We start from the raw sequence: 12,722 nt of genomic DNA, 5'->3' as shown, positions 1-12,722 counted from the left end.
ATCACCAGACATTGCAACAACCGAATGGCAGCCAGGGAAAACGTTTCCCTGCTTTTTGGTATGATGGCAAGGCGCGCCGGCACCGGAGTGGTGTCGCGCGCCTTTTATTTTTGATAATTACTTATATGAGCACAACCATGCAAAGCGGCGCAGACATCCTGGCGACAGGCGAATTGGATTACACGACTTCCTGCGCACTGCCGACGCCGTGGGCCCAGTTCACCTTGCACGCCTTTGTCGAACATGCCACGGGCAAGGAACACCTGGCCATGGTGCTGGGTGATATCGGCAACGGCGAACCGGTGCTGGCGCGCGTGCATTCCGAGTGCCTGACGGGCGACGTGCTGTTTTCGCAGCGCTGCGACTGCGGCGCCCAGCTCGAGGGCGCCCTGAAACGCATCGCCGAAGAAGGCCGCGGCATCTTGCTGTACCTGCGCCAGGAAGGGCGTGGCATCGGCCTGATCAACAAGATCCGCGCCTATCGCCTGCAGGAAGCAGGTGCCGACACGGTGCAGGCGAATGAACAGCTGGGCTTCAAGGCCGACGCGCGCAACTACACCTTGTGCAAACCCATGTTCGCGCAATTCGGCATCCACAGCCTGCGTCTGATGACGAACAACCCGCGCAAGATCGCCGCCATGGAAGCGCTGGGCATCACGGTGGCCGAACGGGTGCCGCTGCTGGTCAACCGCAACGCCTTCAACCAGCACTACCTGAATACCAAGCAAAGCAAGCTGGGCCACATGATGACGCCGGAAACGGCGCCGGCGCTGGAAGACGGCGCCCTGTAATTGCCGCACCGGCTTGCCGCACAGGCTTGCCTGGCTGGCGCATGCGCCGGCCCTCGCCCGCCGCGCTCCGGCTCACGCACAAAGGATGCATGAAATTATCTGACTACGCCTTCCTGCTGGCCAGCCTGTGCGCTGCAGCGGGCGCACACGCGGCCCCGGCGCCTGCGCCAGCCGCGGCTACCGCCGCTTCGACTCCTCCCGCCAAACCGCCACCGGCCACCGCCGCGCCCGCCGCCACCGAACATGCGGCCCTGCCGCCGCCCTCGTCCGCCGCGCAAAAACTGTACACGGCCGCACGTGCCGACATCCTGCAAGTGCGCGTGCTGCTGAAAAACGGCCGCACGCAGTCGTCGGTCGGCTCGGGCTTCTTGATCGGCACGGGCGACCTGGTGGTGAGCAACTATCACGTGGTGTCCCAGTTCGCGCTCGACCCCGATACCTATGTGGGCGAATGGGTCGATACGAGCGGCCAGCGCGGCAATGTGGAATTGCTGGCCGTCGACGTGCTGCACGACCTGGCCGTGCTGCGCGTGAACCGCCACGGCACGGGTTTCTTCAAGATGCCGGAGCCGCTGGCACCGCTGACCCAGGGCCAGTACCTGTATTCGATGGGCAATCCGCTGGACCTGGGCTTCGCCATTTCGGAAGGTTCGTACAACGGCGTCGTCACGCGCAGCTTCTACGACCAGCTGATGTTTACGGGGCCGATCAATTCCGGCATGAGCGGCGGCCCCAGCGTCACCGCGAATGGCGACGTGGCCGGCGTGAACGTGTCGAAACGCCTCGATGGCGAACTCGTCAGTTTTCTCGTGCCGGCCCGCTATGCCCAGCAATTGCTGGCCAAGGTGGCGCAGCAAGGCAAGCCGCCGAAAGACTTCAAGCCGCTGGTGACGGCGCAGCTGCTGGCGCACCAGGAAGTCATGCTGGCGCGCCTGCTCGACACGCCCTTGAGCCTGAAAGCCATGGGCCCGTACCGCGTGCCCGTGCGCGAGTCCGACCAGATGCGCTGCTGGGGCCGCTCCAACGTCAAGTCCGACAAGCCCTACATGCTTGACAACACCAGCTGCGCCATGGAATCGGCCATCTTCATTTCCGGCGCGCTGCAGACGGGGCAAGTGTCGATGCGCCACGAATTCTTGCGCAGCAGCGAACTGGGCGCGCTGCGCTTTTCCGAGCTGGCCAGCGCCTCGTTCAAGAATGAAAGTTTCGGCAGCTACAAGAGCGTGAATCTGACGGGCCCGCAATGCACCGAGCAGTTCGTCAAGAACAAGACGCTGCCCCTGCGCGCCGTCCTGTGCGTGCGCGCCTACCGCAAATTTACCGGCCTGTACGACTTTGCCCTGCTGGCCGCCAGCACCGATGAGCCACTGATGAGCCTGCAAAGCCGCATCGACGCGCGCGGCGTGTCCTACGCCAACGGCATGCGCGTCACGCGCACCTTCCTCGAAGCGCTGTCGCGGGAAAGCAGCCGCAAGCCATGAAGCCTCCCTATTACCTTGAAATCCTCGCCGAGAATGGCGAAGTGCAGCGGCGCCAGCGGATCGAGTCCCTGCCGATCCGCATCGGCCGCGGCTACGGCAACGACTTCATCCTCGACGACCCGCATACGGCGGCCGAGCACGCCATTGTCGAGGACGACGGCGCAAACGGCCTGCTGCTGCGCGACCTGGGCAGCCAGAATGGCGTGATCCACCGGGGACAGCGGCAACCGCAAGTGGCCATGACCGGCAACAGCATCGTGCGCCTCGGCCACACGCGCCTGCGCGTGCGCGCCAGCAATCATCCGGTGGCGCCCGAACTGGGCGACACGACCCGGCACGACTGGGAAGGCTTGCGCCCCGCCGTCGCCGGCCTGGCCATGATCGGCGCCTCGGCCGCCTTCAGCAACTGGTTGAGCGATGCGGACGCCTTCGAGCCGATTTCCTACCTGATGATCGTCGCGTATGCGCTGGCCGGCGGCCTCGTGTGGGCGTCGGTCTGGGCCGTGGCAAACCGCTTGTTCGGCCATGTGGCGCGCTTCGGCCGCCACCTGTTCATCATCGGCTGCGGCCTGCTGTCCATGGAAGTGTGGGAACTGGCCAGCAACGTGGCGGCGTATGCGCTGTCGCTGGAAGCGCTGACGCGCTACGGACGGCATATGTTCATCATCATCGTGTGCGCCATGATCTACTACCATTTGTGCACGATCAAGCCGCAGCACCCGCGCCGCTCCGGCCTCGTCGCCGTCGTGCTGGCCATTCTCGGCTCGACCCTGATCCTGCTGAGCAACCTGCAGGCCAGCGGCCGCCTGGCCGACGAGACTTACATGTCCGTGATCTACCCGCCCGCCTTGCGCCTGAGCCCGAATCACACGACGGACGCCTTCTTCCGCGAGGCGGCCGACCTGCAGCGCGCCGTCGATGCCGAACGGGGCAAGGCGGCCAAGGGGGCCGACGAAGACGAAGACAGCGGAGACTGACAACGCGCATGCAAAAAAAACCGCCGGGTCCTGACAGACCGGCGGGCTTTTTATTGTTGCTTGGAACTTGCGCTTAAAATTTCGCCTCCTGCTTGCGGCGCGCCGTAAAGCCCAGCAAGCCCAGACCGATCAGCAGCATGGCGTAGGTGCTTGGCTCAGGAACGGCCGAGATCAAGCCGTCATTGGCGCCGAAGCTGGCGAAATTGTTGTTGCCAGCCTTGAACTGCACTTGCTGGCCGCCATCGCAGCAGCCTTCCAGGCCGTAGATGCTCAAGGTGTGGTTGCCGGCCGACAGGTTGCCTGAACCGCTGAGGAACTGGGTGCCATTGTTGTAGTTGCCTGCCCACCACATGTCATTGTTCTTGAAGTCCAGCGCCACGCCGTCCAGGAACAGGGCGCCGCCCTTGCCGAAGTCGACGCCGCTGCGGAAGCTCCAGGCGCCCGCATCGGCCGCGCTGACGCCAAAGTTGATCACCGACTTGAAGGCGATGTTCGAGCCGCTGCCGAACAGGCCGCTGTTGTTGACGTTATCATAGCTGGCGATCGTCGTCGAGCCATAGCCGGCGCCGGGTGTGGCCACGGCGGCATTCACGACGGACTCGTAGGCGGCGGCGGAACTTTGCGCGCCGGCGCCCGAATAGCCGGTGGACAAGGTGATGGTGCTGGCGTTCGCGTGGGCAAACACGCCGGCAACGATCAGGGACAGGGCGATTTTAGGCAAGTTTTTCATGATGGTATCCAGTAAGTAAGTATTCAGTGGGCGCAGCAAGGGGCGCTGGAGCTGAATACACGCTGCATTGAGGCGTGTCGGCGTAGCGCTAGGGATTGCAGGAATGAGCGGTCGGGGACGTGGCTTCCGCGAAACAGCGCGGACTTGCGGCGTGCCATGGCGGCACTGCAAGCGTCCTGGAAAGGGTTCGGGTTCCCGGGACAAGACCAGACAATTGACGGGTCAGGTAAGACGATGAAGCTATTCTAGCTTAAATTCCCTGCAAGAAAAGTATTTTTCTTTTGACCATGAAAGATATTTTTCTGGCAAGTGCATGTCCAGCGGCAGAAAAGCGCCATGTTCCACTCTGTCGTAACGGCCGTGCGCGGCGCGCGGCGTGTCGCGGCGGCACCACAGACCAGTCCGTCTGTGTCGCATCTTGCGCATTTCTTTTCGCATGCCGCCGTACCACGGGGCGAAACAGCATGGCAAAATGTAGTCACGCTGCTATCTGTCCGATGAGGGGGAAAGAGGAATGGTCGACCTGGAAGAACTACGCTATCTGGCACTGTCGTTTCCCGACACTACCGAGGAAGAACACCACGACCGTCCATCGTTCCGCGTGGGCGGGAAGATCTTCGCCACCCTGCCCGACGACGAGCACATCAACGTGCTGCTCGATGCGGAGGCGGCGCATATCGCCACTGTCATCACGCCATCGGGCTGCGAGAAACTGTGGTGGGGCGAACGCCTGGCCGGCATCACGGTGCGCCTGGCGGACGCCGAGCTCGACATGCTGGCCGCCGCCCTGACGGCCGCCTGGCGGCGCAAGGCGCCCAGCGACCTGGCCAAGACCATCGCCCCGACAGGATAGTTACATCGGCCAATTACGCAGCAGCAAGCCCACCATCTGCTGCAATTGCTCGCGCGCGACGCCGGCCGCCGCCTGGATGGCCATGCCCTGCGACAGGGTCACGACAAAGCGCGCCTGCTGCTCCGGGCAGGAATCGGGCGGCAAATCCCCCTCTTCCTTGGCACGCCGCAAACGGTCGCGCAACTTGATTTCACCGCGCAGCCGGCGCGCGAACAATTCATCGCGGATCGGCAAGGCATCGTCGCTGCAGGCCAGTGCCGCATTGACGCCCATGCAGCCGTGCGGGCCGTCCGGCATGGTTTGCGCGTCGACATACTGCGTCAGCAACGCTTCCACCACCTGGCGCGCCGTCGGCTGTTCCAGTGCCGCATCGAAAAACCGCATGCGCGTGTCGCTGTAGCGTTCGAGCGCCTTGTGGAACAGCTGCTCCTTGTTGCCGAAGACGGCATACAGGCTGGGCCGGTTCATGCCCATGGCCTTCGTCAATTCCGGCAGGGAACTGCCTTCATAGCCCTTTTCCCAGAACACTTTCATGGCGCAATCGAGCGCCTCGTCCGCGTCAAACGTGCGTGGCCGTCCCGTTTTTGCCTTGCCTGTCTCAGCTGTTTTCTCTTGTTTCATACCGATCGGTAAAAAATTATGACGACGATGTTCGTTTCCAGATATTATATACCGACCGGTTAAAAACCTCCGGGCTTTTCAGGAACCTCTATGCACACACCTTCCAACACTACTGGCGACGATACCACCGTGGCGCCGTGGCTGGCCGTCCTGTCGGTCGGCATCGGCGCCTTCGCCCTCGTCACCTCCGAATTCCTGCCCGTCGGCCTGCTGCCGGCCATGGCCGCCGAACTGGCCATCAGCAAGGGCCAGGCGGGGCTGATGATTACCACACCGGGCATCGTTGCCGCGTTTGCCGCCATCTTCGTTACCGTCGGCTCGGGCCGCCTTGACCGCCGCATCGTGCTGCTGGCCCTCACGGCCCTGCTGATCGCCTCGAACCTGCTGGTGGCGCTGGCGCCGTCGTATGCGTGGATACTGCTGGGTCGCGCCATGCTGGGCGTGGGCGTGGGCGGCTTCTGGGCCATCGGCAGCGCCATCGGCCCGCGCCTCGTGTCGCCGCAGCATGCATCGCGTGCCATGTCCATCATCTTCGCCGGCGTCTCGCTGGGTACGGTGGCGGGCGTGCCGGCCGGCGCGCTGGTGGGCGAACTGGTGGGATGGAGAGTGGCTTTCGGCGCGGCCAGCGCCATTGCCGTGCTGGTCTTCATCGGTCAGCTATTGCTGCTGCCCAAGCTGCCGCCAACACAGGCCATCCGCTTGCGCCAGTTGCCGATGATTTTCGGCATCCGCAAAGCCAGGCTGGGCCTGATCGCCACGGCCCTGATCTTCACGGGCCAGTTCGCCGCCTACACGTATATCGCGCCGTTCCTCACGCAAGTGTCGCATCTGGCGGCCGGCACCGTCAGCGCCATGCTGCTCGTGTACGGCGCTTCCGGCTTCATCGGCAACCTCGTGGGCGGCTGGGCCGCCGGCCGCCATGAACGGTCCGCGCTGATGGTGACGGGCGCCGTGCTGGGCATGTCCACCCTGGCCCTGGCCGCGTTCGGCAGCCATTCGGTGACAGCCATGCTGCTCGTGGCCGTGTGGGGCTTCGGATTCGGCGCCATGCCGATCGCCGTGCAGACGTGGATGTTCAAGGCGGCGCCGCACTTGATGGAAGGCAGCAGCGCGCTGTTTGTCGCCATCGTGCAAGTGTCGCTGGCGTCGGGTGCCTTGCTGGGCGGCATGGCCGTCGACCGGCTGGGGGTATCGAGCGCGATGGTGGTGGGCGGCCTGTTCGCGCTTGGCTGTGCCTTGACGATCGCGCTCTTCGGCAAACCGCAAGCCAATGCCAAGGCGGGCGCGGCATGCCCCGCGTCGTAAAAAATCAGATGCGGCCGCGGCGAAATTCGCCGAGGAACTTCGTCACTTCGGCCGGCGTCATCACGACGTCCGCGTCGCCGTGATACGCATACAGGAAAGGCGTGCCGCCCAGGCGGTCCGTCAGCTTGGCAAACAGTAAAAAGCGGCTGCCCAGCGGGTAGCGCTGCAGGTCGGCCAGGCGGCGCGAACACTGCACGGCCAGCTCGGGTGAAAAGGCCTGGCCCGGCACGGGGCGGATTTCGACGCGGCCATCGATGGCGCGCGATTCGACGGCAACGTGCCGGTATGCATAAGTATCACGGGCCATACCGCCACCTTGGAATGAAGTAAAGGCGCCATCTTAAGCGAAGACGGCGCCTGGCGTGTTACCGCGGCACGATGCGCAGCAGGCGGCCATTGTCTTCATCGGTCAGTGCATACAGATAGCCGTCCGGTCCCTGGCGCACGTCGCGCACGCGCGCGCCGATGTCCAGACGGTCCTGTCCCGTCACCTTGCCGCCGGCATCGACGGCGATGCGGCGGATATCCTTGGCTGCCAGGCCGCCGCTGAAGATGCTGCCGCGCCAGGCGGCAATCTTGTCGCCTGTGTAGACGGCCAGTCCCGACGGCGCCGGCGACGGCACCCAGGCCACGCTCGGATTGAGCATGCCCGCCACTTCGTGCTTGCCAACGGGCTCATGCGTCTTGTAGTCGGCGCCATAGCTTTGCAAAGGCCAGCCGTAGTTGCCGCCCGCCGTCACCAGGTTCAGCTCGTCGCCGCCATACGGCCCGTGTTCCGTGGCCCACACGCGGCCGGAAACAGGATCGAGCGCCAGGCCCTGCACGTTGCGGTGGCCATACGACCAGATTTCCGGCAAGGCCCCCTTGGCCGCCAGCGGGTTGCCAGGCGCCGGTTTTCCGTCTTCCGTCAGGCGCAGGATGGACCCCTGGTGCGTGGCCAGGTTTTGCGCCTGCTCGCGCGCCAGCCGGTCGCCGATGCGCAGCGGCGGATTGCCGCCATCGGCCACGCTCATCAGCAACGTGCCATCCGGCAGCCACAGCAGACGCGAACCGAAATGCTGGCCGCCGCTCTTGTCCGTGGCCACCTTGAACAGGGTCTAGATGCCCGTCACCTTCTTGCCGTCGAACACACCGCGCACGAGGGTCGTGCGGTTGGCGTCGTTGTTGCCTGTCGATACCGTCATGTACACACGCGGATTCGGCTTGGTCGCATCCTGCGGATGAACGACGATGTCGAGCAAGCCGCCCTGCCCGCCCGTAAACACCTTGGGCATGCCTTCCAGCGCCACGTCCTCGAATTTCTTGCCGTTAAGCAGATGCAAGGTCCCCTGCTTGCTCGTGACGAGCGCGCGTCCCTCGCCCAGCCAGGCAATACCCCACGGCTGGGGCACGCCCTGCGCAACGGTCTCGGCCTTCCAGCCCTGTTTGGCGGCGGGCGGCTCGCCCGTGGCTTGCAGTTCGGCCCAGGCCGATGGCGCGGCGGCCAATGCGAATGCAAGCAAGATGCTGGTACGGCGTCGCTGGAACATGCTCTCTCCTGTCTGTGGTCGATAATCGGTGGCGTATCAGGCGCGCAGCAGCAAGGCCACGGCTTCGGCCGCGATGCCTTCTTCCCGCCCCAGGTAACCGAGCTTTTCATTCGTCTTGGCCTTGATGTTGACCTGGCCCACACTCACGCCCAAGTCTTCGGCCACGTTGGCGCACATGGCGGCGATGTGCGGCGCCATTTTCGGGCGCTGGGCGATGATGGTGGCGTCGATGTTGCCGATCACATAGCCCGTCGCCTGCACGCGGCGCACGGCTTCGCGCAGCAGGGTGCGCGAATCGGCGCCCTGGAATTGCGCGTCCGTGTCGGGGAAATGGCGGCCGATGTCGCCCAGGGCGGCGGCGCCGAAGATGGCGTCCGTGATCGCGTGCAGCAGCACGTCCGCGTCGGAATGGCCGAGCAAGCCCAGGTGATGGGGGATGTTCACGCCGCCGATGATCAGGTCGCGGTTTTCCACCAGCGCGTGGCAGTCATAGCCCTGGCCGATACGAAATGGGAGGTCGGGTGTCGTTGTGTGCATGCGGGTCTCTCTGGAATTCAAGGATGGGCCAAATACAACTCGGCCGTGTGTATGTCGCGCGGCAAGGTCACCTTCAGGTTGCGCGGATGGCCTTCGACGAGCCTGGGCGCCAGGCCCAGCGCTTCGACGGCGCTGGCGTCGTCCGTGATCGCTTGCGGATCGGGTGCTTCGGACAAGGCCTGGTGCAGCAAGGCATAGCTGAACATTTGCGGTGTCTGCGCCAGCCACAGGCCGTCGCGCGGCACCGTCTGCGCCGACATGGTGGCGGCACCCGTGCCCTGCCCCGCCCGCTTGACGGTATCGACCACGGGCAAGGCCAGCAGGCCCCCGGCCGGATGCTCACCGACTTCGGTGATGAGCTTTTCGATCAGTGCCGGCGTCAGGCCGGGACGCGCCGCGTCGTGCACCAGCACCTGGTCGTGGGCAGCGATGCTGCCGTGCAGGGCGCGCAAGCCATTGAGGATGCTTTCCATGCGCGTGGCGCCGCCGCAGCGCAGCACAGTGACACCCTGCTCGGGCACGACCGTGTCGATCACGCCATCGTCGGCGCTGACGACGACATACGTATGCACGATCAGGGGGCTGGCAAGAAAGGCGTCGAGCGCATGGCGCAGCATGGGTTTGCCGGCGATGGCTAAATATTGCTTGGGACTGCCCGCTTCCATGCGCGCGCCCACGCCGGCGGCGGGGATCAGCGCAAAGTAGCGGACGGTATTCGGTGCTGCTGTCATGCCATTCCTTGTCTATTTGGTGGGCGCTGCCTTGCCCGCCAGGATGTTCTGGATTTCGCCCTTGCACGCCTTGCCCAGGCGCGCATATTCTTGTGGAGAATCGATGGCCGCCTGCAAGGTTTCCACCTTGTGCATTTCCGCCTTGATGTACGGCAACCAGCCCGTGTCGATCTCGCGCGCCAGCGCCGCCTTGGCCGTGCCGCTGGGTGCATACAGGGGCCGCGCCTCGAAGCGTTTGGCCAGCGCGGCGCGCACGGTCTTTTCCACGCGCGGCAAGTGTTCCATATAGGTTTTCATGTGCCGCAGCTCGTGCGCGAGTATCTCATCATACGCGCAAGTGCCGGGCGCAAATTCGCGGCCGATATAGATCACGACGGGCGCATACGTGAGGGTCACGGTAATCTGCGGCGCCACGCATTCATAGCCGCTGGCCGGGTCTTGCAGCATGGGGCCGGCCAGGGCGATGGCCACGCGCGAATCCGTCTTGGTCAATCCCAGTACCCAGGTATTGGCGCGCGCCGTGCCCTTCATCACCGTCAGGGCCTTGTACGGCAGATGCGTGTCGATGCTGTAGCCATTCTGCTGCGCCGTCAGCACGGACACCGTCTTGCTGATCGTGTCTTCGCAGCGCACCTGGAACGGCGTGCGCGCGGCCGCCAGCGTGTCCAGGCTGGCGGCCGCCAGCAGCAGGAAGATTGCCGTGCGCATGCGCTGTATCAGGCCGGTTGCCACGCGCCGCTGGTGATCTTGTCGAGCCAGAAGATGCCGATGACGGTTTTCACGTCCGTGATCGTGCCATCCTTGACCCAGTCGAGCAGCTGCGGCACCGTGGCCGTAAATGTCTCCAGGAATTCGCCTTCGTCGAGCTGGCGTTCTCCGGCCACGAGTCCGCGCGCCAGGAACAATTCCAGGTGTTCATCCGAATACGCGATGGCGTTATGGATGGTGGAGACGAATTGCCAGTCGCTGGCCGTGTAGCCCGTCTCTTCCAGCAGCTCGCGCTGGGCGCAGGCCAGGTGCGATTCGCCCGCGTCGATCTTACCGGCCGGGAATTCAATGAAGACCCGATCCAGCGGATAGCGGTACTGGCGTTCCATCAGCACCGTGCCATCGTCGAGCAGCGGCAGGATCACGACGGCACCCGGATGCAGAACGAATTCGCGCGCCGTGATCTTGCCGTCCGGCAGCGCAACACGGTCGCGCTGCACGCGCAGGAAGCCGCCCTGGTAGACGAGCTCGCCATCGACCTTGGTTTCAATCAGATTCGTATCCATGGAATTCCTTTATTCAATAAAAAACGGCGCCAGAGGCGCCGCTTTCGGTCGTTGTTGCTAACGGCGTTTGCGCAGGTAACGCCCGACAAAGCCCGGGAAAGCCAGCACCAGGAACAGACAGCCTGTGATGGCGTAGAACTCCCACGTCTGCGGGAAACCGTTGCCGATGCGCGCTTCGAGCGCGAACGCCACGGCGCCGACGATGAAGTACAGAATCACCATCTCCAGCAGGCGCAGCGCCAGCGGCTTGCGCCAACCCTGCTCCGCCTGCGCCGCCTTTTTCAGGGGCACGGCGGCAAACAGTTTCTCGTTCAAGAAAGGCAGGTTGGCGCCCAAGATGCCCAGGGCAATCACCAGCCAGCTCGAGACGGTGACATCCATCGGTCAGGACGCCAGGGTCTTGGTGATGGCCGAAGCGCAGGCCGCCAGGATGCTGTTAGGCATGACGCCCAGCGCCAGAACGAACACGCCGTTCAGGGCCAGCACGACGCGCATGTCGCCATGCACGACCAGCGCGTTGGTATCGGTCGGCTCGTCGAACCACATCATTTTCACGACGCGCAGGTAGTAGAAGGCACCGATCAGCGAGAACAGCACGGCGGCGATGGTCAGCCACAGCTGGCCCGTGGCCAGCACGGAGGCCAGCACCGAGTACTTGGCCATGAAGCCCATCAGCGGCGGCACGCCGGCCAGCGAGAACATGAACAAGGTCATCACCAGTGCGAAGATCGGGCTGCGTTTGCCCAGGCCCTTGAAGTCGGCCAGTTCTTCTGCTTCGAAACCATTCCGTGCCAGCAACATGATCACGCCAAAGGTACCCAGGGTGGTGAACACGTAGGTGATGACGTAGTACATCGAGGCGCCGTAGGCGGTGGCTGCGCCAGCCGCGTTCAGGGTGTTGCCTGGAGCGTCAACGGTACCGGACAGCAGACCCAGCAGGACGAAGCCCATTTGCGCGATGGTCGAGTACGCCAACATGCGCTTCAGATTCGTTTGCGCGATGGCGGTGAAGTTACCGATAGCCAGCGACATCACGGCCAGCACCAGCAGCATTTGCTGCCAGTCATGCGCCATTGGCAGCAAGCCTTCGCCCAGCAAACGCAGGGTGATGGCGAACGCAGCCAGTTTCGGCGCGCCGCCCAGCAGCAGGGTCACGGCCGTTGGCGAACCCTGATACACGTCAGGCACCCACATGTGGAATGGCACGACGCCCAGTTTGAAGGCCAGGCCGGCAACGAGGAAGACCAGGCCGAAGACCATGATGGTGCCGTTGGTCTTGCCGTTTTCCAGCGCCACGCGCAGTTCGCCCAGGTCCAGGGTGCCGGAGGCGCCGTACAGCATCGAGATACCGTACAACATGAAACCGGAAGCCAGTGCGCCCAGGATGAAGTATTTCATGGCCGCTTCCGTGGCCTTGGCGTTGTCACGGCGCAAAGCGATCAGCGCGTACAGCGACAGCGACATCAGTTCCAGACCCAGGTAGATGATCAGGAAGTTGTTGGCCGAGATCATGATCATCTGGCCCAGCAGTGCAAACAGGGCCAGCACGTAGAACTCGCCGCCCAGGTTGCCCGACAGCATGTTGCGGTCGGTGGCATAGGCACGCGAGTAGATCAGGGTCAGCGCCACGGCGCCGTACGAGAACAGTTTCAGCAGCTGCGACATCGGGTCCGACACGAACATGTTGTGGAACGTGTAGACGGTGGTGCCCGCGTTGAAGTCGCCCACGGTCAGCAAGGCGCAGCCTGCCAAGGTCAGCAAGGACAGCGCATAGGTGATCGAACGCTTCGCCGCAGGCAAGAACATATCGATCAGCAAGAGCGCCGACGTGGCGATCAGCAGAAAGATTTCCGCGTACAGCGGTACCAGATTAGGTGCATTAGTCATGTTATC

At 64.0% G+C, this 12,722-nt stretch carries 14 protein-coding genes and 1 pseudogene; 5 read left to right on the top strand and 10 right to left on the bottom strand.

Translation table 11 applies throughout. The features are described from left to right. Window positions 1-137: 137 nt before the first annotated feature. From ribA to ACQ4WO_RS05990, 3 genes are all read left to right on the top strand, one after another. Window positions 138-791 carry a GTP cyclohydrolase II gene (ribA, locus tag ACQ4WO_RS06000; RefSeq protein WP_034749940.1) on the top strand — a complete coding sequence of 218 codons (654 nt, stop codon included), beginning with the start codon at window positions 138-140 and terminating at the stop codon, window positions 789-791. A gap of 89 nt (window positions 792-880) precedes the next feature. Further along, on the top strand, window positions 881-2,272 hold the full coding sequence (locus tag ACQ4WO_RS05995) for a S1 family peptidase (RefSeq protein ID WP_436480584.1): 1,392 nt from the start codon (window positions 881-883) through the stop codon (window positions 2,270-2,272). Further along, window positions 2,269-3,249, top strand: coding sequence for an FHA domain-containing protein (locus ACQ4WO_RS05990; RefSeq protein WP_436480583.1), 981 nt, complete (start codon window positions 2,269-2,271; stop codon window positions 3,247-3,249). Before ACQ4WO_RS05995 ends, ACQ4WO_RS05990 begins: the two co-directional genes overlap by 4 nt. A 73-nt stretch (window positions 3,250-3,322) precedes the next feature. On the opposite strand, the gene ACQ4WO_RS05985 is transcribed toward ACQ4WO_RS05990, so the two are convergent. Further along, entirely contained in the window at window positions 3,323-3,979 is a 657-nt protein-coding gene (locus ACQ4WO_RS05985; RefSeq protein ID WP_436480582.1) for a CCXG family PEP-CTERM protein, read from the bottom strand. Between the two features lie 514 nt (window positions 3,980-4,493). Here ACQ4WO_RS05985 and ACQ4WO_RS05980 point away from each other — a divergent pair. Beyond that, complete coding sequence (locus ACQ4WO_RS05980; RefSeq protein ID WP_128142493.1) at window positions 4,494-4,832, top strand: MmcQ/YjbR family DNA-binding protein; 339 nt, start codon at window positions 4,494-4,496, stop codon at window positions 4,830-4,832. Here the strand turns inward: ACQ4WO_RS05980 and ACQ4WO_RS05975 are convergent, their stop codons facing one another. Then, on the bottom strand, window positions 4,833-5,453 hold the full coding sequence (locus ACQ4WO_RS05975; RefSeq protein ID WP_436480581.1) for a TetR/AcrR family transcriptional regulator: 621 nt from the start codon (window positions 5,451-5,453) through the stop codon (window positions 4,833-4,835). It abuts the gene before it with no gap. A 90-nt stretch (window positions 5,454-5,543) separates the two neighbouring features. Here ACQ4WO_RS05975 and ACQ4WO_RS05970 point away from each other — a divergent pair, with 90 nt between their 5' ends. Next, window positions 5,544-6,758 (top strand): MFS transporter, encoded by a 1,215-nt coding sequence (locus tag ACQ4WO_RS05970; protein ID WP_436480580.1) that lies wholly within the window; start codon window positions 5,544-5,546, stop codon window positions 6,756-6,758. Between the two features lie 4 nt (window positions 6,759-6,762). Here ACQ4WO_RS05970 and ACQ4WO_RS05965 read toward each other — a convergent pair whose 3' ends face one another. From ACQ4WO_RS05965 to nuoN, 8 genes and pseudogenes are all read right to left on the bottom strand, one after another. Next, the gene (locus tag ACQ4WO_RS05965; protein WP_436480579.1) at window positions 6,763-7,065 is read right to left on the bottom strand and encodes a hypothetical protein; all 303 of its coding nucleotides are present in this window, start codon (window positions 7,063-7,065) and stop codon (window positions 6,763-6,765) included. 58 nt (window positions 7,066-7,123) lie between these two features. Next, window positions 7,124-8,287 (bottom strand): annotated as a pseudogene (locus ACQ4WO_RS05960) (PQQ-dependent sugar dehydrogenase). Window positions 8,288-8,323: 36 nt separating this feature from the next. After that, complete coding sequence (ispF, locus tag ACQ4WO_RS05955; protein ID WP_436480578.1) at window positions 8,324-8,824, bottom strand: 2-C-methyl-D-erythritol 2,4-cyclodiphosphate synthase; 501 nt, start codon at window positions 8,822-8,824, stop codon at window positions 8,324-8,326. A gap of 17 nt (window positions 8,825-8,841) precedes the next feature. Next, entirely contained in the window at window positions 8,842-9,555 is a 714-nt protein-coding gene (gene ispD / locus ACQ4WO_RS05950; protein WP_436480577.1) for a 2-C-methyl-D-erythritol 4-phosphate cytidylyltransferase, read from the bottom strand. Window positions 9,556-9,567: 12 nt separating this feature from the next. After that, complete coding sequence (locus ACQ4WO_RS05945) at window positions 9,568-10,263, bottom strand: hypothetical protein (RefSeq protein ID WP_436480576.1); 696 nt, start codon at window positions 10,261-10,263, stop codon at window positions 9,568-9,570. Window positions 10,264-10,271: 8 nt separating this feature from the next. Then, a complete protein-coding gene (locus ACQ4WO_RS05940) occupies window positions 10,272-10,829 on the bottom strand; it encodes an NUDIX domain-containing protein (protein WP_353660760.1) in 558 nt (185 codons plus the stop codon). 57 nt (window positions 10,830-10,886) lie between these two features. After that, a complete protein-coding gene (locus ACQ4WO_RS05935; RefSeq protein WP_034749970.1) occupies window positions 10,887-11,210 on the bottom strand; it encodes a DUF2818 family protein in 324 nt (107 codons plus the stop codon). Between the two features lie 3 nt (window positions 11,211-11,213). Then, window positions 11,214-12,716, bottom strand: coding sequence for an NADH-quinone oxidoreductase subunit NuoN (gene nuoN, locus ACQ4WO_RS05930; protein WP_128142482.1), 1,503 nt, complete (start codon window positions 12,714-12,716; stop codon window positions 11,214-11,216). Window positions 12,717-12,722: the final 6 nt, after the last annotated feature.

Source organism: Janthinobacterium aestuarii (genome assembly GCF_051380835.1).
GTDB lineage: Bacteria > Pseudomonadota > Gammaproteobacteria > Burkholderiales > Burkholderiaceae_D > Janthinobacterium > Janthinobacterium aestuarii.
Note: the sequence above shows the minus strand (reverse complement) of the source record. Positions and strands in the feature narration are given on the sequence as shown.